The sequence below is a fragment of the Actinoplanes sp. NPDC051343 genome, from assembly GCF_044455125.1.
GTDB lineage: Bacteria > Actinomycetota > Actinomycetes > Mycobacteriales > Micromonosporaceae > Actinoplanes.
The window spans coordinates 1-18,143 of record NZ_JBITEL010000016.1 but is presented as its reverse complement, the minus strand read 5'-3'; the positions used below and the strand labels follow the sequence as shown (position 1 = coordinate 18,143).

The window sequence follows — 18,143 nt, the reverse complement described above, 5'->3', positions numbered from 1 at the left end:
CGAACCTTACTCAGTAGTGGTAGCGAGCCTGAACGACGATCAGGTTCTCGCCGCGCACGGTGTAGACGAGCCGATGCTCGTCGGTAATCCGCCGCGACCAACAGCCGCTGAGGTTTTCGGTCAGCCGCTCCGGTTTCCCGATCCCCTGCCCAGGGTCGCGCAGAGCTTCCTCAATCATCCGATTGATCCGGCGAAGCGTCTTCGGCTCACCCGCCCAGGAGGTGTAGTCCTCCCAGCCGGTCTTGTCGAATGCGACGTTCACGAGGCTTGACGCCCCATCTCCTCCGGATCAGAGATCAGATCGCGCTGCTCGAACTCCCCGGCCTCGACCCTGGCTACGCTGTCCAGCAGCCGCCGCGCGTTCGCCGGCGACCTGAGCAGGTACCGCGTCTCCACCAACGAGCGCCACAAATGCTCAGGCACGAGGAAGGCAGTGCCAGACTTCGAGACGATCTCCACCGCCTCTTCGTCGTCGTTGACCTGCTCGATCAACGGGAAAAGCCGCTTCCGCGCCTCACTGGCCGACAGTGCCACAGCACACCTCCTAGACTCGTACCACAACACGGTACCAGCACGACGCGACGATTGACGCCGACGCGAGGGCACCGAACAGGCCGCGGTCGCTTGCCCCCGGATGACCGACGTGACCGAGGCCGAGATCATCCGACGACTCGCCGGCGCACTCGGCTTCAGGCCGGGGCGGCTTGGCCGCGGCGAGCGCCTCACGCACCACCGGGTGTCACGCTGCGCGCGCCAGCTCTCGGCGAGCGGACCTCCAGGGTGTCACGGGCGATCGGCCTTGGGTCCCGATCACCCTGGCGCATCCGACGCACCCAGCTCCTCACCGCCAACAACGCGAGCCTTGCCTACCGTCCGCTGCGCGACCTGGTGCTCGTCGCCTTCGGTCCACGCGACGTATATGGCCGGAACCTGGGGATATCGACGTCCTCGTCATCGGCAACGAAGATCGCGACGACACTTTCGACGGCGCAGAACGCGCACAAGACCGCCTCGAGCGCCAGCTCGTCCTGCGCCCGACCCGCGAAGGCGTCCACGAGGTAGCGATCCCAGTTGCAGAAGCACATCTGGCACCGCCCGCCGGACCGATCCTGCGCCCTGTCGACATCACCGCCGAATCCCCGGCACCGGCGATTACCAGGCACCTGAAGAGCAGCGGATCACCCCGCGTCAGCTTCTGGACGGAGCCGGCTTGGTCGCGGGAGCCGGGGAAGTGGGTATCTCCATGATTCGCACGTCCACCCGCTGGGGTTTCCCCGACGTTCCAGCATCGAGCCACACGCCGATCTGGAGGGCAAGGGCAGAAGACAAGATTGCGGCCGCGCCGATCCCATAGAACCAGTTGAGCTTCTCCTCCGAATGCATGGTCGCCCGGCGGCTCACGAAACGGACGATCTTTCCGACGCTCTGCGGGCTTCTAGCCTTGATCGTGGCGGTCATCCCCGCCTGCGGCAGATGTTTTTTGATCTCGTTCTCGATCTGCATGCCGTGCGCGACGGTGGCCTGAAGCAAGGGGTGATACCAGACGCGGTCCACGAAGTAGAACGCGTACCAGAGGATCAGTCCGACCAGCAGAACCAGCGTTCCCAGACTGACCTGGCCGACCTTGGTGCCGTCCTTGGCTGCCACGCCGGCCGCGCCGATGGCGAAGGTCGCAACGGTCAGCGCCAAACCACGGATACGCCACTCGATGTCGTTGAAATGTTGCTGGACGTCGACCGACTTCTTCCACATGTCGACGTAATGACCTACCTGCTCGGCCAGGGTCAGCTCCGTCCGCGGATCGACCGGTGGCGGACCGGGGTTGTTCCTCTGAGCCGCCTCGGAATCGCGCGGCGTCGGCGTGGTCGACATGCTCGGGATCACCCCTTGACGTGGTCGCGATCGAGCGTCCGTTCGAACAGCGGGAGCACTTCCCCGAACAAGCGTTGACAGGTCACCGTGGGAACGACAATGTCGATGGACTGTGCGATCTCGCGCTCCCGGGCGACGTCAGCGTCGGACCAATGGGATACCCGACGCAACAGGTCGTAGCCCGCTCGGCTCTGCGACTCGCCGTACTTCGCGTAGACGTCCATGACCCCCGCCTGCTGCGCCATGGCGATGTCCTTCATCAGACTGTCGCCGAGGTATACGGCCTCCTCGGGGTGAAAGCCCTGCTCGTCCAGGATGGACTGCAGGACGCGCGCGTTCGGCTTCAGCACGCCACGCGGGATGTGGTTGTGCCGCGTTCGCTTGAGGCCGTATTCGGTGGGCGGAAGCATCCGTAAGTCCCCGATGCCACGCCCCGCCGGGAGATCGTGATCGGGTGCTGAGTAAAGGACGTCTATGATTCCGTCCAGTCCCGTGTGCCGTATTCGCCATTCGCTCCAATAGGCGACCGATTCGGTGTACGCCACGATGCGCACGTCGAGTCGCCTCAGCTTCATCAGGCCTTCTTTGACGCCTGGATAAAGCCGGGTAGTCGCCCTCCGCTGGGAGTTGAGGACGTGCACTGCGTCGTCGTAGACCACCGCCGGGTCGGCAGGCGCAGCCGTGTCGATGAGCACAGGAATCTCACCGATCAACCAGGAGTACTCCGTTGTACCGCGCTCCTGATGGATTGCTCGGATCTCTCGCTCGAGTACCTCTTGAGGGACGCCGCTGGTCTCCGTGAGCTGCGCCAGCATCGCCGAAAAGGACCGGTACCAGGCGTCAAACCAGTCCCAGAGCGTGTTGTCCAGGTCGGTTATCAAGATCTTCTTACCCGTCTGGGAGGTCATGAGTCTCACGTTAATGACCGGGTGTGACACATCGGACCTGAGGTGTAGCAGTCTCCACGTATCCGGCCGTCGGACTACTTCACTGCAGCAGCGCTTGACGTTGCGGGTCGTCCGGTAGCTCACCGTCATCGGCGCCGAGGTGGTCGAATAGGTAGCCGGCGCGCAGGGTGGACGCCGGAGCGGCCGGAATCGCCAGGGCGGGAACGTGACGGTCGAGTCGAATTGTGACGGGCGCGTCGGTCGGCATGGGCGCGGCCACCGCGCGGGACCTGGCCCGCCGCCGCTTCCACGTCCTGGCCGGCGTACGCCGCGAGAGCGATGCCGACGCCATCCGCGGCGCCGGCATCGCGGCCAACGCACCGGTGGAGGTTCTGCCGCTCAGCGAGCGGCGGCGGTCCTTCGAGGTGAACCTGTTCGGCCACGTGGCCGTCACCCAGGCGTTCCTGCCCGCGCTGCTGCGCGACAAGGGGCGGATCGTCAACATCAGCTCGGTGGGCGGCAAGGTGGCGATGGCCGGCTACGGGGCGTACGCGGGCAGCAAGTTCGCGCTGGAGGCGATGAGCGACGCCTCTGCCGGGAGTGGCGCCACTCGGCGTACAGGTGATCGTGGTCGAGCCCGGCGGCGTCAAGACCGAGATGTCCGGTCGCGGCATCGCCACTGCCCACCGGCCGGCCGCCCGGATGACCCCGGAAGCACGAACGCTACGGGCCGATGATGCAGGCGTTCGTGTCGCACACGCAGGCCTTCACCGAGGCGGGCGTGACCGCCGAGCGGGCGGCCCGGATCATCGCCCGGGCCGTGACCGACCGGCACCCCCGGATCCGTTACACGATCGGCCGGGACGCCGCGATCATGACCCGGCTCCCCCGCCTCCCCGACCAGCTGCTGGACCGGTTGGTCGCCGCCGACCTCCGGCCGCACTACCCGGCGAATCCTCGGCTCGTGCCCAGCCGGTAGACCCGGCCGCCCGGCCGGAGGCAGTCACCGTCAGGCGTGGAAGCTGGTCGCGGCGACCCGGCCCCGGCCGTTGTTCTTTGCGTGGTAGAGGTTGCGGTCGGCCTCGGTCAGCAGGGTCGGCAGGTCCTGGACCCCGCCGCGGTGCACACCGATGCTGATCGAGACGGTGAGGCCGGGGGCCAGTTCGTCCCAGGCCTGCTCGCGGACCGCGTCGAGGATCTCCTGCGCACGCTTCTCCGGGTGGTCGGGGGCGCCGCCCGTGAGCACCACGACGAACTCGTCGCCGCCCAGCCGCGCGGCGAGGTCCATCGACCGTATGTGCGCGGCCAGCACCTCAGAGATCCGCGTCAGGACGAGGTCGCCGACGTCGTGGCCGAACCTGTCGTTCACCTGCTTGAAGTGGTCGACGTCGACCATCATGACGGCGTACTCCTCCGGCGCGTCCGGGTTGGCCCCGGGCGCCAGCAGCGCGCTGAGATAGGCGCGGTAGCCCCTCCGGTTCGCCAGCCCGGTCAGCTCGTCGACCAGGACCTGCTGGCGGAGCTGTTCGTGGTCGCGGCGCCGGCGTTCGACGTCGATCGCGTCCCGCAGGCCGGCCACCTGGTCGAGCCGGGCGTTCCAGCGCAGGAGGGCCAGTTCGTCGGCGTACGCGGCCGCCGCGGCCGGTGTCGCCGGCTGCCGGGCGGCGATGCTCATGCAGAGCAGCCGGGTGCCCTGCGGGGTGGCCCAGCCAAGACGGCCGGCCAGACCCACGGCGAGCCGGGCCGCCCCGGCGGTGTCGGCGGAGCGGGCGGCGCCGATGCACTCGCCGAGCGCGACGACCGCGGCGGACGAGACACCCGTGCTGACCTCGTCCGCCGGCAGGGCGAACTCCGCCTCGCCGGCCGGGGATCTCCCGGCCAGGGCGGCCAGCAGGTAGAGGTGGGCGCGGTGCTCCATTTCCCAGCTCGGCGGCCAGCCCCCGTCGATGGCGGCGAGGCCGCCGGCCAGCGCCGCCCCGGCGTTCCCCGCGGCCGCGTCCCAGCTGCCGATCATGGCCTGGGCGCTCGCCCAGTCGAGCACCACCTCGGCCCGGTTGTAGCTGAGGACCCGCCGCTGCAGGACGACGGTGTCGGCCAGGCGCGGATCGTCGGCGCCGTCCAGGTCCTGCTCGGCCCGGTCGTAGTACTCGACGGCCAGCTCCCAGAAGCCCAGCTCCTGCGCGGCGACGCCGACCTCGATCAGGGCGGCCGCGCGGTGCACCACCGGGCCGCTCCGCTCGTCGAGAAGCGCTACGGCGCGCACCAGCGGGGTGGCCGTGGACTCGGTCACGTCCAGGGCACGCTTCAGGTTGTTACGCCGGGCGGCCGCCGTGGCCAGCGCGAGGGCCAGCAACGACGTTTCGCCGGTGGTCTCGGCCAGGTCGAGCATGGCCCGCAGATATTCGGCGTTGTCGAGCCCGGTGTCCCGGGCGGCCATGGTGCGGGCCCACTTGAGCAGCAGCCGGACGTCGGTCCACCCGCGCGCGGCCGCTTCGTCCTCGGCCGCGCCGATCTCGGCGTCCACGTTCTGGCCCTGGGCCAGGCCGATCAGGTCGTAGGCCCGCTGAATGCCCGCCGCATGGGCGTCGTCCAGGAAGCCGGCACTCGGCACGGAGCCACCTCTCTCGTGATCCGCGTCGCCGCGTGTCTCCACATCCCGCTGTCTCCCCATCGGCAGCCCGGGCGTTCCCATGAGCTTGTCACTTACCGGGACCTGACGGTAGCCGAGCGTCCAGCACGCGACCCGTCCGACCGGATCCTGATCGCACAGGCCCCAGCCGGAACGGCTGACCCCTGCTTCGATGGCCTCAGGGCGACCGGTCCGTGCGGCACACCGACGCGGCGAGTTCGGTTGCCCGGGCCGCCTGGTCGCGGTGGAGCTGCGGGTCGTCGAACTCCTCCACCGAGACGACCGTGAGCAGCAGGGCCGTGTCGAGCTCGTAGAGGTCGAGGAGAGCCGGGTCGGGGTCCGGGTTCCCGTAGCCGGCCAGGAACTCCTCGGTCAGCAGGCCGTAGCCGCGGATCCGCCCCAGCTCCATCAGCGGGTCGCCGACGATGCAGTTCGCGACGTCGATGAGCGCGACGATCCGGCCTCCCTCGACGCACACGTTGGCCGGCCGCAGATCCATGTGCAGCAGGCTGGTCGCGTACGCCTCGCGCGGCTCCAGCAGCGCGGTCACCCGGCCGTCCAGGGAGGCGGGCAGTTCGCAGTAGCGGCGGGCCGCCTCCAGTCGTTGCCGGAGCCGGTTGCGGACGAAGGCGGTCCACGATTCGTGCGCCGGCGGCCGGATGTCGTGCAGCTTCCGGGTCAGTTCGCCGAGCCGGCGCAGCGGCACGGCGGCGCCCTCGTCGTGCGGCACGAGGCTGAGCAGGATCCAGGACGGATCGCCGCGCCGCCGGCCGAGCACCCGCGGCACCGGGATGCCGGCCGCCGCCATGAGATTGAGCGCCGCGGCCTCCTTCTCGATGACCGCGCCGAAGTCGACTACGCCGTCGTAGGTCGTCTCGACGCGCTCGAACCGCGGCGACCGCACGACCGCCGGGCCGTCGCCGGTCTCGACCAGGTCGGCCCAGAAGTCGGTGCCCGCGCGCCAGGGCCGTACCGGAAGGCCCAGTTCGCGGCGCAGCCTTTCGACGCGGCCGGTCACCGGCCGAACCACGGCAGCGCCGCTTCCAGTCCGGTCACCGACACGTCCGCCGGCGGGCGGCGGGCGGCGGGCGGCGGGCGGCGGGCAGCGGGCGGCGGGCAGCGGGCAGCGGGCAGCAGGCAGCAGGCAGCAGGCAGCAGGCAGCAGGAAGTTCTGCAGCTCGACGTGCCCTCGAGCGTCTGGACCCCGACCGGCTCCCCGTCGTGGAAGACGACGAAGTGCAGTTCCCGGGCCGCCGGGTCCCAGTTGCCCATCGAGCACCAATAGCCCTGGCAGAACAGGCGGCGCTCGTTCTCCTCGAAGGTCTGCGACTCGAACGTCGCGGGCCGCGGGTCGTGCCCGACGTCGCCGGGCAGCATCGCGGCGAGCGGGGCCAGGTCGGCCTCGCGCGTCGGGCGCAGCAGCACGTCGCGGTGGCGCAGGCGGAGGCCGGACAACGGCCAGAAGGAGTCCACCCACGCTGTATACCAGCGTCGATGGACTCCTCCGGGGTTCTCAGTCGGTTGCCAGGGCCGCCACCGGGCTGACCTTCGCCGCCCGGCGCGCGGGCAGGACGCCCGCCGCCGCGGTCAGCAGGACCAGGACCACGAACACCGCCAGGAGCTGCCAGATCGGTAGGGTGAGCGGTGCGTTCACGCCGAGGGCGGCGACCGCCAGCCAGGCGTACGGGATACCGAGCACCAGTCCGAGCAGGGCCCCGATCACGCCGTAGAGGGCCGCCTCGGTGGTGAGCATCGTCCGGAGGCCGCCGCGGGACAGGCCGACCGCCCGCAGCAGGCCGGCCTCGCGCACCCGCTCGACCACCGACAGGGCGGTGGTGGTGCCGACGCCGACGACCGCGATCAGCACGGTCAGGCCCATCAGAGCGACCGCGATGGCCAGGATGACGTTCAGCTCGCTGCTGATCTCGTCGCGCTGGTCGGCCAGCACCTCGATCGCGTACCCGCTGGCCGCCGATCCGGTGAGATCGGCGATCGCCTTGCGGCCCGCGGCCCGGCCCTGCTCGCCGGCGGTCGCCTGATCGGCGAGCAGCCCGCTGTACGCGTCGGCCGGCGCACCGAGCGTGACCATGTCCGACGGATCGAGCACGAGCGACGAGCCGAGCGGCGCCGAGTCGGCGAACAGGGCCGCCACCTTCAGATTCACCGTCTTCTTGCCGTGCGTGATCCGGGCCGTGTCGCCGACCGTGAGCCCGGTGTCGGTGGCCGTGAAGTCGGAGAGCGCCACCTTGCCCGGCCCGAGGTCGGCCAGGCGGCCCGCGGCAATGTCCAGCGTGGACAGCCGCGGTACCGAGCCGATCTTCAGGTCGCTGGCGTCCAGGTCACCTTCGAAGCCGGCCACCTTCACGTCGAGCCGGCGGTACGGCGCGACGTGCGCCAGTTCCGGCCGGGCCGCGATCTGCTGCTCGAGGTTCGCCGGCAGCTTCACGTCGTCGGACGCGGTGAGCTCGTAGTCGGCCGGCGCGGAGAGTGCGGCCTGCCGGTCCGCCCGCACCTTGATCGAGGCGCCGCCGACCAGCGTGCCCGCGATCAGCGTGACACCGAGCGCGACCACCACCGACACCGCGGCGGCCCGGCGCGGTGCGCCGCCCACTCCGCCGGCGGCCAGGCGACCGGTCGGTCCGCTGCGCCGTAGCGGCCACCCGGCCGCGGCCAGCACCGGCCGGACGATGACCGGGCCGAGCGCGATCAGCGCGAAGAACGCGAGCGCACCCGAGGCCACCACGGCCAGCAGCGGCAGGTTGGGGTTGTAGTCCTTGGGGTGGGCGCCCGGCAGGCTCTTCACCACGAACGCCGCGATCGCGACCGCGCCGAGCGCCAGCAGCAGGCCGACCACCCAGCGCAGCTTGCCGATGTCCTTGCGCCCGCCGGTGGTGCTGGCCGTGCGCAGGGCCTCGAGCGGGGCGACCTTGGCCGCCGAGAAGGCGGGTGCGATGACCGCCAGCATGGTGATCACCACGGCCAGCACCACCGTGGCGACGGCGGGCAGGACCGGGAAGCCGGGCCCGACGATCTTCCAGCCGAGCCCCTTGCCGATCGCCGTGACCAGATGGCCCGCGCCGAGCGCCAGGAACATGCCGACCAGGCCGGTGACCAGGCCGGTCAGGACGCCCTCGACGGCCAGCGACCAGCTGAGCGAGCGGCGGTTGGCGCCGATCGCCCGCAGCAGGGCCAGCTGGCGCAGCCGCTGGGCGAACACGATGCGGAAGGTGCTGGTCGCGACCAGGCCGGCCGCCACCACCGCGATCGCCACGAACATGCCGACGACCGCGAACACCGAGTCGATGTCGGACGCCTTGGCCTGCGCCTCGGCGTGCCGCACGTCGGCGCCGGTCGCCACCGTGGGCGTGTCGCCCTTCTCGGTCGCCGGAAGTCCGGCCCCGACGATGGATCGCGCCTTGTCCTGCACGGCCGCGGCGTCGGCACCGGGTGCGAGCCGCAGGTCGATCTGGTTCAGAGCGTCGTCGCCGGTGAGCGCGGAGACGGCGGGCTGCGACGCGTACAGCTGGGAGCCGAAGTCGCCGGGGACGGTGACCGTCCCGACCACCGTGAGGTGCGCCGGAGCCTCGGCCTTGCCGTCCTTGTCGAAGCGCAGCGCCAGCGAGACCTGGGAGCCGACCTTGAGGCCGAGCCGGTCGACCGTCCGCGGGGTGGCCGCGACCTCGTTCGGCCCGGTCGGGTAGCGCCCGGAGGCGAGCTTCGCCTTGGCCAGCGGACCGGTGCCCGGGTCGCCGACGACCTCGAGGAAGTCGGCGCCGAACTGGCCGCCCGCCTCGACCTCGCCGCTCGCCTCGGCCACGCCCGGGATGGCCTTGATCTGGTTGAGCATGCCGGTGGTGACCCGGCCGTCGTGCACGACCACGTCGGCCGCGACCGGGGTGTCGCTGAGCCCGTTGAGCAGGCTGTTCCTGGTGATCTGCTGGGCGAGCACGGTCGAGTAGACGACGAACGAGACGACCAGCACCGCCAGGCCGGTCAGCAGCAGCCGGGCCGGGCGCCGGAGCACCCCGCCGAGCTGGGTGCGGAGCACCGCCTTCATCGGTTCACCGCCAGGTTCTGCAGCGCCTCGGTGACCGAGTGGATGTCGGGGCGCTCGATGTCGCCGGCGATGCGGCCGTCGGCGAGCAGGACCGCACGGTCGGCGTACGCGGCGGCGCTCGGGTCGTGGGTCACCATGACCACCGTCTGGCCGAGGTCGCGCACCGACGTACGCAGGAACGACAGCACCTCGGCGCCGGAGCGCGAGTCGAGGTTGCCGGTCGGCTCGTCGGCGAACACCACCTCGGGGCGAGCGGCCAGCGCCCGGGCCAGCGCGACCCGTTGCTGCTGGCCGCCGGAGAGCTCGCTCGGCCGGTGCCCGAGGCGGTCGGTCAGCCGGAGCACCCCGGTCAGGTGGTCGAACAGCTGCTTGTCCGGCTTGCGGCCGGCCAGTTCGAGCGGCAGCGTGATGTTCTGCGCCGCGGTCAGCTGGGGCAGCAGGTTGAACGACTGGAAGACGAAACCGATCCGCTCCCGCCGCACCTTCGTCAGCACCTTGTCGCCGCCCTTTTTATGAGCGAGGACCGTGAGGTCGGTGCCGCCGAGCAAAGCCTGCCCGCTGGTCGCCGTGTCGAGGCCGGCCAGGCAGTGCATGAGGGTCGACTTGCCACTACCGGACGGGCCCATGATCGCGGTGAACTGGGCCCGGCCGAAGCCGACGGTCACCCCGTCCAGCGCGCGGACCGCGGTGTCGCCGTGCCCGTAGACCTTGACCAGGTCCACCGCGGCAACCGCGGCCATCCCGTCGTTCGTGTTCATGAAGTCTCCAGAAGGAGTGGTAGCGGAACGGACAGCGATGATTGTTGGGGCAGCCGGGGTGCTCCTACATCGGCCGGCAGCCAGGGGTGCGGATCTACCTTTCGGCAGATGGAGACCGGTGTATCGCCAACTACGCTGGGTCACAATGTTGACGAATCCGAACCGGAAGCTGCTGCTGCGGCTGGGCCAGCTGGGTGCCCTGGGAACGCTGTTCCTGCTGGGTGTCTTCGATGTGAACGAGAGCATGCACGCGGGCTCCGTGCTTGCGTTGTTCCAGGTGGCCGCCGCGATCGCGGCCGCCGCCGTGTGGCTGCCCGGCCATCAACAGGGCTCGGAGACTCTGCCGAAAGTCGCAGTCCTGCTCGGTGTCGGCTCGCTGCTCCTGACCGCGGTCATCTCCGCGGTCTATTCGTCCAACGACAATCGGGCCAGCGGCCTCTGGGGCCTCGCCGAGTCGCTGGCCCTGCTCGGGGTGCTCTTCGTCGTGGCACGCCGCGGCAAACCGGCCTGGTCGGTCGCCGCGGTCACGGTGGTCGGCGCGGCGGTCAGCTTCATCACGCTGCGGGGTGGCTGGGACCCGGCCTATGTGATCTTCGGCCTGATCCAGGCCCTCGCCGGCACCGGCGCGATCGGTCTCGGTGTCTACCTGCGGACCATCGAGAGCTCGCGGCAGCGAGCGGTTGATGCCGTACGCGCCGAGCAGCGCGCCGAGTTCGCCCGCGACCTCCACGACTTCATCGCCCACCACGTGACCGGCATCGTCGTGCAGGCGCAGGGCGCCAAGTTCATCGCCGAGCAGGACCCGCAGCGGGTGCTGCTCGCGCTGGAACAGATCGAGCAGGCGGGCGCCGAGACGATGGCGTCGATGCGCCGCATGGTCGGCGTGCTGCGCGACCCCTCGTCGAAGCCGGACGCCCCGCTCGCCCCGGTCGCCGGTGTGCCCGAGCTGGGACTGCTGACCGAGCAGTTCACCGCGGCCGGTGGCCCGCTGGCCCGGCTGCATCTGGACGGCGACGCCGGGGACCTGCCGGTCGAGGTGTCCACGTCGGCCTATCGGGTGGTGATGGAGGCGCTGACCAACATCCGCCAGCACGCGAGCGCCGCGCGGGTGGCCGACGTCTGGGTACGCCGTACGCCGGACTGGCTGCTCGTGCGGATCGCCAACGACGGGCAGCCGCCCAAGCCGGCGATGCCCCGGGAGCGTCCGGGGTACGGTCTCGTGGGCCTGACCGAACGGGTCCGCGCGGTCGGCGGCCGCATCACGGCCGGTCCCGGCATCGAGGGTGGCTGGGTGGTCGACGCCGCGTTCCCGCTCGATGGAAAGCTGGGCGCATGATCCGGGTGATGATCGCGGACGACCAGGCGATGGTCCGTACCGGCTTCGGCATGATCATCGGGGCGCAGCCGGACATGGAGGTGGTCGGCGAGGCGTCCGACGGGGTCGAGGCGGTCGCGCTGGCCCGCCGGCTCAAGCCCGACGTGGCCCTGTTCGACATCCGCATGCCCAGGATGGACGGGCTGGAGGCGCTGCGGCTGCTCGCCGGTCCGGGCGTGGCCGAGCCGATCAAGGTGGTCGTGGTGACCACCTTCGACCTCGACGAGTACGTGCACCAGGCACTGCGCAACGGCGCGGCCGGTTTCCTCCTCAAGGATTCCGGCCCGGCGCTGCTGATCGAGGCGGTGCGCGCGGCCGTCTCGGGCGACGCGCTGATCAGCCCGTCGATCACCGTACGGCTCCTGCAGCACCTCTCCCCGCCCGCCCGCACCGACGTCGGCGAGTCCGGGCTGTCCCCGCGCGAGATCGAGGTGGTCAAGTTGACCGCACGCGGGCGCACCAACGCCGAGGTCGCGAGCGAACTGTTCATCTCGGTCGGGACGGTGAAGACCCACTTGAGCAGCATCCACGCCAAGCTCGACACCCGGAACCGGGTCGAGATCGCGGCCTGGGCCTGGGAGCGGAAGCTCGTCAGTTAGACCTGGACGGGCACCGCGGTGAGCCAGCGCAGCAACGAGCGGGCGGCCTCCACCACGAGCTCCCGGTCGTGGGTCAGCGCGAAGTCGAACTGCCGCTCGCCGTCCTTGGTGTTCTCGCCGACGTCCCGCGCCACGAGCGCGGCCGCCCGGTGCGGTCCGACCACGATCACGTTCCACTCGCCGTGCAGCGGATCGTCCTCGGCCAGCCCGGCACCGCGTACGCCCGGAGCCGGCTGTTCGCTCAAGCCGGCGCCGAGCGCCGCGACGAGCGGGCTGTGGCCCGCGATGCGGGCGAAGCGCTCGGCGGTCGCCGCGGAGAAGTGCCGGGCGTCCTGGAAGCAGGCGAGCAGCACCGGCGGCTCGGGACCGCTCCCGGCCAGGGCTTCGAGGTGCCGGCTCATCGGCATGAGCAGGCTCTTGGTGGTGCGGGTGACCGGCCGCACCCGGCTGACGATCTCGAACGGTGTCCGGTCGGCCGGCCGCGGCGATTCGATCAGCGGGAGCCGGGCCTGTGCGCGCCGGCCGCGGGGCAGCGACCCCGGCCAGCCGTAGTGCCGGCCCTGCCCGACCGTGGCGCCCATCGCACGGGCGGTGGCCAGGTGCTGGATCGTCTCGATTCCCTCGGCCAGCACGACCGCCCCGGTCGCCTCGGCGTAGGCGGCGACCGCCGCGACCACCCGGGCGGTGTGCGGGTCGTCCGGCGCGCGCAGCAGCTGCATGTCGAGCTTGACCACGTCCGGGTGCACGAACGGCATCAGCGCGAGCGAGGCCGGGTCGGCGCCGACGTCGTCGAGCGCGACTCCCCAGCGCCCTTCGCGCAGCTTCGCGGTGGCCCCGAGCAGCCCCGACGGGTCGCGGGCGAGGGCACGCTCGGTCAGCTCGGTGACCACCCGCAGCCGCCGGGAGGTGGCCTGGTCGATGATGTCGGCCAGGTCGGGCGGCCCGGCGCTGCCGACCGCGACCGGTTCCATGTTGACGAACCAGGTCAGCGCCGGGTCGGGGGCGGCGGCCAGGATGTGACGGAACGCCTGCGCCCGGCACACCCAGTCGAGCTCGACCTCGCGGCCGGCCTCGCGGGCGGCGGCGAACAGATCGATCGGCGCTTCCCAGGGCGTGCCGGCCGGGCCGCGGCTCAGCGCCTCGTAACCGAGTACGCCGCCCGCCTTGATGTCGACCAGCGGCTGGAAGACCGTGGTGACGGCCCGCCGGTCGATGACCTGGTGGATGTCTTTCACGGCCGCACCATCGGCGTTTTCTCCGAGGTGTTTAAAACTTGGCCCACAGGTCTTTACTGTTAACACCCTTTAATTTACGTTCATCGAAATGCTCGTTGAAGCCGTCCCCCAGGAGCCAGCCCATGAAACGGAGATTCGCCCTTCCCGCACTGACCGTCGCCGCCCTGGTGACCTCCCTGTTCGTCGCGGTATCCCCGGCCTCGGCGCACGGATACATCTCATCCCCGCCCAGCCGCCAGGCCAACTGCGCCAGCGGCGCCGTCCCCAACTGCGGCGACATCGTCTACGAGCCGCAGAGCGTGGAGGCACCCAAGGGCTCGACCCTCTGCAACGGCGGCGGCAGCCGCTTCGCCGTGCTCAACGACAACAGTAAGAACTGGCCGGCCACGACCGTCGGGCACACCGTCACGTTCAACTGGGTGATCACCGCCCGGCACTCCACCACCAACTGGGAATACTTCATCGGCAACACGTTGCTGGCGTCGTTCAACGACAACGGGGCCCAGCCCGGGGCCACCAAACAGCACACGGTGGGCATGAAAGGCTTCACCGGCCGGCAGACCGTGCTCGCCCGGTGGAACATCGCCGACACGGTGAACGCGTTCTACTCGTGCGTCGACGTCAACATCGGCGGTGGCACCTCCTCACCGCCACCCACGACCACCCCGCCCACGACCACCCCGCCCACGACCACCCCGCCGACCACCCGGCCCACCACGGCACCCCCGGCCAGCGGCACCTGGGCGGCCGGGACGGCGTACAGGACGGGTGACGTCGTGACCTACAACGGCGTCTCCTACCGCTGCCTGCAGGCGCACACGGCCATCGCGGGCTGGGAACCGCCGAACGTTCCGGCCCTGTGGGCGCGCGCCTAGCCCTGCTGGCGGCGCTCCTCGTGGTCGCCGGCTGCTCCGCACCGGGGCAGCCGGCCGCGCCGCCCTTTCCCGGGCCGCCGTCCTTCGGGCCGGCTTCCTTCGGGCCGGTTGACGTGATGTTCGCGCAGATGGCGCTGGCCCAGAACCAGGACGGATCGCAGGTCGCTGCCGTTGCCGCCACCCGCTCGGGCGACCCGCGCATCCGGACGATCGCCTCAACCCTGCGGGACCGCTGGAAGGCCGACTCGGGCACGCTGCAACGGTGGCTCCTGGGCTGGCAGCAGCCGACCACCGCGCCCACGGGAACGCACGCCGGGCACGGAGACCTGCACGCGTTGCAACCGGCCGATCTCGTTTCCTTGCGCGCCGCGTCCGGCGCGGCTTTCGACCGTACGGCGGTAGCACTCCTGCTCGGCGGCCTCCACAACAGCGTGGAAACCACCCGCATGGAGTCCACCGGCGGCGACTATCCACCGGCCCGGCAACTGGCCACGTCGATGACATCGGCCTACCAGGAACAGATCCGCGCATTGCTCATCATCGCTGCCCAACAGTGACGGGTAAGGTTTTCGGATGCCCTCGCTACAGGCGCCGACCGCCCGCCTTCACACCGCGTTCGCCGAAGCGCACCAGGAGTGGGGGCCGGGCCTGCACGAGGACGGCTTCGGCCTGACAGCGGACGACGACGTCGAGACGGCGGGCGGCTTCGCGGCCTGGGTGAGCCGCCTGACCCGGGCCGAGGACCCGGCCACCGACCCCGGCATCGGCCACTCGCACGCCACCTACCGCTGGATGGTCGAAGACTCCGCGATCCAGGGCGGCATCGCACTGCGGCACACGCTCAGCGAGGCGCTCGGCCACATCGGCTACGGCGTACGCCCCTCGGCCCGCCGCCGGGGCCTCGGCGCCTGGGCCCTCACCGAAATGCTGGGCGAAGCCCGCGCCCGCGGGTTCGACCGGGTCCTGCTGGTCTGCGCCACCGACAACGTCGGCTCCGCCCGTACGATCCTCCGCTGCGGCGGCATCCTCGAACCCGGCTCCGGCCCGACCGACCGCTACTGGATCGCCCTGTGAACCTGGCCGCGCTGACCGCCATCACCGACGGCGCCCGCGTGGTCGCCATCGGCGAGACGGCCCATCACGTCCCCGGCTATCTGCGGCTACGCCGCGAGATGGTCGAATTCCTGGTGCAGAAGGCCGGCTTCACGGTGGTGGCGATGGAATCGGGCTTCCCGGAAGGGCTGGCCCTGGACGCGTGGCTGTCGGGTGCCCCGGGCCCGTTCCCGGCCTCCGCCCTGACCTACGGCTTCGGAGCCCACGCGGAGACGCGCGCGCTCTTCGAATGGCTGCGCTCCATCGGCGGCATCCGCTACCACGGCGTCGACCTGCCGGCCGGCTTGGCGTCGATGCTGCCCGCGCTGGACGTCGTCACCACCCATCCGGCTTCCTCCATCGACGCACTCTCGGAAATCCGGCGCCTGGCTACGATGTACGCGCGTCCCGACACCATTCCGGCCTTCGCCGCCTACGCCGCGATGTCCCAGACCGACCGCGACCACTTGACCGTCCTGCTGTCGTGCCTGGCGGCCCGATTGGACGCCCTGGGCCCGCTTCACCCCGCGCCCGGCAACGCAACGGCCCGCCACGCACTGCAGATGGCAGTCCTGCTCGACCAGCAGTTGCGAACCCAACTGGCCGGCGACCCGGCGGTCAACGTCCGCGACCACGCCATGGCCACGACCATGTCCTGGCTGCTGTCCCGCACCGACGCCCGGGTCATCCTGATCGCCGCCAACTCCCACATCCAGCGGGTGCCGGTGGTGGCGGGCCCCTACACGTTCCCGGTACTCGGCCAGCACCTGGCAGCCTCCGTGGGCCCGTCTTACGTGTCGATCGGCATGACCACCGCGACCGGCACCACGGTGACCCGGCGCGCGGCCCCCGACCATCCGGCCGGCTTCGAGACCGCGGTGGTCGACCTGCCGCCGGCCCCGGAGGACAGCGCCGAGGCGATCCTGGGCCCCGGCCTGCACCGCCTGTCCCCGTCCTCGCCGGCGGGCGCCCGCATTCGCTCCCTGGACAATTTCGCCGAGGTCACGGTGGCGGCCGCCTTCGACGCCGTGGTCTGCCTTCCGGCCACCTGACCGCGTCCGCCTCCGACGCCCCGGGCCTGTTTCCCGCCACTTGAGCGCGCCCGTCAGGGTCTCCGCGCCGCGAGGACGAGCGTGCGGACCGTGCTCGCAGCGCTCCGCTAGGATGATCGACCTCGTAGCGATGCCCTTGGATCGCCTGACCTCTCAACCGGAAGCTAACAATCGGTAAAAATCTTGAAACCTATGGCATCGCGGGCACTTTCGCGAATAAACGAAAAGGAAACGTTCGCCGCGTGGCGCCAACCACGAGTTGTTCTGTGGGCCACCATGGGCGTCGCGGCTCTCGGTTTTCTCGCCGCGCTGGAATTAACCGCACGCCATTACGGACTGCCGGGACCCGTCACCAATCAGGTGAAAGAATTTATATTTCCCCCTAAGTCAGGCTTCCTGCTGTACGCCAGTATGGCCTTGATGATGGTGGTGCTCACCCGACGACAAAGATTCATCTCAGTCGCCGCGGCAATCGGTATAGATGTCGTCTTCCTGCTGGTTCGGTGGATCGCCGACGCCAAACTGACCTTCGGAAACGGCGCGCTGTGGGTGATTGCGGCCCACGCGTTCATCGCCATGACGCGACGCACCGGCCGGGAACGAATCCTGCTGCTGAAGGGCGTCGGGCTGGCTCTGCTGCTGGTGGCGGGCCGGAAGACCGGCGACACCTGGTTGCTCATCACGTCGAAGGCCCGTCCTACCGTACTCGACCAGTACGTGGCGACCGCCGATCGCGCGCTGGGCAACCCGTCCTGGGTGGCGGGCCGGATCGTCAGGGCCACCGGTACGGTCGGCGCACACGTCCTCGACTACGTTTACATACAGCTCGCGGTGGCTGCGGTTCTCATCGCGTTCTACCAGCTGCGCAACGTAGCGGCCGATCGTGCGTTCCCGCGCCATCATCTGGTGCGCACGTTTCTTGTCATAGGACTTCTCGGGCCAGGCATCTACATGCTGTTCCCGGTGGTCGGACCGGTTTTTGCGTACGGTATCCACGGCGGGCACTGGGCAGTGGCCAACCTCTGGCCGGACATCCCGCCATCGATCAGCCCCCCGCGGCACATGCCGTTCGACGAGATCACTCCACGCAACTGCATGCCCAGCCTGCACACCGCATGGGCCACCGCGATCTTCATTCATTCTCGCCGAGGCCCACGCGCTCTACGATTCGCCGGGACCTTCTGGTTGATCGCCACGCTCGGCGCAACCCTGGGGTTCGGCTATCACTACGGTGTGGACATCGTCGCTGGTGTGGTATTCACCCTCACCATCGAGGCTGCCCTGCGCTCGCAGGCACGGGGCTGGGACCGATCGGGAATTCAGACGGCCGTCTATGGCGCGGCCGTCTTCGCCACGCTCTTGCTGGTCTACCGTTTTCTGCCGCTGCAAATGGCCGAACAGCCCTGGTTCTTCGGACCAGTTGTCATTCTGTTGATGATTTCCGTGATTTACCGCTATGTAGGGACCACTCGATCGTGGGATCCAAGACCCCCGGTGGCGACTCGGATCCCAGGACCCCGGCCGGAAGCGCAATCGGAAATGGTCTGACTGGACGTTTAGTTCAGGTGCGTGGTGATTGCCGCCCTTTTTTTGCCGACTCAGCCTGAGCCCATTCAGGGGCGAATCATCCCTATAGCGACCTATTCGATCTCGTGTTCCGGGATTGAAATGAGAGCATCTGGTACCTCAATAGTGTTTGATTCGCCTTCGTG

General features: G+C 70.1%; 19 protein-coding genes. 9 read left to right on the top strand and 10 right to left on the bottom strand.

What is annotated here, in order from left to right; all coding sequences use genetic code 11:
- Positions 1–10: 10 nt before the first annotated feature.
- From ACIA5C_RS39885 to ACIA5C_RS39870, 4 genes are all read right to left on the bottom strand, one after another.
- On the bottom strand, positions 11–262 hold the full coding sequence (locus ACIA5C_RS39885; RefSeq protein WP_396064720.1) for a Txe/YoeB family addiction module toxin: 252 nt from the start codon (positions 260–262) through the stop codon (positions 11–13).
- Positions 259–534, bottom strand: a complete 276-nt coding sequence (locus tag ACIA5C_RS39880) for a type II toxin-antitoxin system Phd/YefM family antitoxin (RefSeq protein ID WP_396064718.1) — start codon at positions 532–534, stop codon at positions 259–261. Before ACIA5C_RS39880 ends, ACIA5C_RS39885 begins: the two co-directional genes overlap by 4 nt.
- A 654-nt stretch (positions 535–1,188) precedes the next feature.
- On the bottom strand, positions 1,189–1,872 hold the full coding sequence (locus ACIA5C_RS39875; RefSeq protein WP_396064716.1) for a hypothetical protein: 684 nt from the start codon (positions 1,870–1,872) through the stop codon (positions 1,189–1,191).
- A gap of 8 nt (positions 1,873–1,880) precedes the next feature.
- Positions 1,881–2,780, bottom strand: a complete 900-nt coding sequence (locus ACIA5C_RS39870) for an HAD family hydrolase (RefSeq protein ID WP_396064714.1) — start codon at positions 2,778–2,780, stop codon at positions 1,881–1,883.
- A gap of 224 nt (positions 2,781–3,004) precedes the next feature.
- Between ACIA5C_RS39870 and ACIA5C_RS39865 the strand changes: the two genes are divergently transcribed.
- Complete coding sequence (locus ACIA5C_RS39865) at positions 3,005–3,496, top strand: SDR family NAD(P)-dependent oxidoreductase (RefSeq protein WP_396064712.1); 492 nt, start codon at positions 3,005–3,007, stop codon at positions 3,494–3,496.
- Positions 3,493–3,738 carry a hypothetical protein gene (locus tag ACIA5C_RS39860; protein ID WP_396064710.1) on the top strand — a complete coding sequence of 82 codons (246 nt, stop codon included), beginning with the start codon at positions 3,493–3,495 and terminating at the stop codon, positions 3,736–3,738. Before ACIA5C_RS39865 ends, ACIA5C_RS39860 begins: the two co-directional genes overlap by 4 nt.
- A gap of 30 nt (positions 3,739–3,768) precedes the next feature.
- Here the strand turns inward: ACIA5C_RS39860 and ACIA5C_RS39855 are convergent, their stop codons facing one another.
- The 5 genes from ACIA5C_RS39855 to ACIA5C_RS39835 all read right to left on the bottom strand — a co-directional run bounded on the left by ACIA5C_RS39855 (position 3,769) and on the right by ACIA5C_RS39835 (position 10,203).
- Positions 3,769–5,370 (bottom strand): GGDEF domain-containing protein, encoded by a 1,602-nt coding sequence (locus tag ACIA5C_RS39855; RefSeq protein ID WP_396064708.1) that lies wholly within the window; start codon positions 5,368–5,370, stop codon positions 3,769–3,771.
- 196 nt (positions 5,371–5,566) lie between these two features.
- Positions 5,567–6,406, bottom strand: coding sequence for a phosphotransferase family protein (locus ACIA5C_RS39850; RefSeq protein WP_396064706.1), 840 nt, complete (start codon positions 6,404–6,406; stop codon positions 5,567–5,569).
- Complete coding sequence (locus ACIA5C_RS39845) at positions 6,403–6,861, bottom strand: hypothetical protein (RefSeq protein WP_396064704.1); 459 nt, start codon at positions 6,859–6,861, stop codon at positions 6,403–6,405. Before ACIA5C_RS39845 ends, ACIA5C_RS39850 begins: the two co-directional genes overlap by 4 nt.
- Before the next feature lie 40 nt (positions 6,862–6,901).
- On the bottom strand, positions 6,902–9,445 hold the full coding sequence (locus ACIA5C_RS39840; protein ID WP_396064702.1) for an ABC transporter permease: 2,544 nt from the start codon (positions 9,443–9,445) through the stop codon (positions 6,902–6,904).
- The gene (locus ACIA5C_RS39835; RefSeq protein WP_396064700.1) at positions 9,442–10,203 is read right to left on the bottom strand and encodes an ABC transporter ATP-binding protein; all 762 of its coding nucleotides are present in this window, start codon (positions 10,201–10,203) and stop codon (positions 9,442–9,444) included. The genes ACIA5C_RS39840 and ACIA5C_RS39835 overlap by 4 nt, the downstream gene beginning before the upstream one ends.
- 145 nt (positions 10,204–10,348) lie before the next feature.
- Here ACIA5C_RS39835 and ACIA5C_RS39830 point away from each other — a divergent pair, with 145 nt between their 5' ends.
- Positions 10,349–11,539 carry a sensor histidine kinase gene (locus tag ACIA5C_RS39830; RefSeq protein WP_396064698.1) on the top strand — a complete coding sequence of 397 codons (1,191 nt, stop codon included), beginning with the start codon at positions 10,349–10,351 and terminating at the stop codon, positions 11,537–11,539.
- Positions 11,536–12,177, top strand: coding sequence for a response regulator (locus ACIA5C_RS39825; protein ID WP_396064695.1), 642 nt, complete (start codon positions 11,536–11,538; stop codon positions 12,175–12,177). Before ACIA5C_RS39830 ends, ACIA5C_RS39825 begins: the two co-directional genes overlap by 4 nt.
- On the opposite strand, the gene ACIA5C_RS39820 is transcribed toward ACIA5C_RS39825, so the two are convergent.
- Positions 12,174–13,412, bottom strand: a complete 1,239-nt coding sequence (locus tag ACIA5C_RS39820) for an EAL domain-containing protein (protein ID WP_396064693.1) — start codon at positions 13,410–13,412, stop codon at positions 12,174–12,176. The genes ACIA5C_RS39825 and ACIA5C_RS39820 overlap by 4 nt on opposite strands.
- Positions 13,413–13,534: 122 nt before the next feature.
- Here ACIA5C_RS39820 and ACIA5C_RS39815 point away from each other — a divergent pair, with 122 nt between their 5' ends.
- The 5 genes from ACIA5C_RS39815 (at position 13,535) to ACIA5C_RS39795 (ending at position 17,979) form a co-directional block, all read left to right on the top strand.
- A complete protein-coding gene (locus ACIA5C_RS39815) occupies positions 13,535–14,287 on the top strand; it encodes a lytic polysaccharide monooxygenase (protein WP_396064691.1) in 753 nt (250 codons plus the stop codon).
- Positions 14,272–14,844, top strand: coding sequence for a DUF305 domain-containing protein (locus ACIA5C_RS39810; protein ID WP_396064689.1), 573 nt, complete (start codon positions 14,272–14,274; stop codon positions 14,842–14,844). The genes ACIA5C_RS39815 and ACIA5C_RS39810 overlap by 16 nt, the downstream gene beginning before the upstream one ends.
- 16 nt (positions 14,845–14,860) lie before the next feature.
- Positions 14,861–15,361 carry a GNAT family N-acetyltransferase gene (locus ACIA5C_RS39805; protein ID WP_396064687.1) on the top strand — a complete coding sequence of 167 codons (501 nt, stop codon included), beginning with the start codon at positions 14,861–14,863 and terminating at the stop codon, positions 15,359–15,361.
- A complete protein-coding gene (locus ACIA5C_RS39800) occupies positions 15,358–16,431 on the top strand; it encodes an erythromycin esterase family protein (protein ID WP_396064685.1) in 1,074 nt (357 codons plus the stop codon). Before ACIA5C_RS39805 ends, ACIA5C_RS39800 begins: the two co-directional genes overlap by 4 nt.
- Before the next feature lie 192 nt (positions 16,432–16,623).
- Entirely contained in the window at positions 16,624–17,979 is a 1,356-nt protein-coding gene (locus ACIA5C_RS39795) for a phosphatase PAP2 family protein (RefSeq protein WP_396064683.1), read from the top strand.
- The last annotated feature ends 164 nt before the right edge of the window (positions 17,980–18,143 follow it).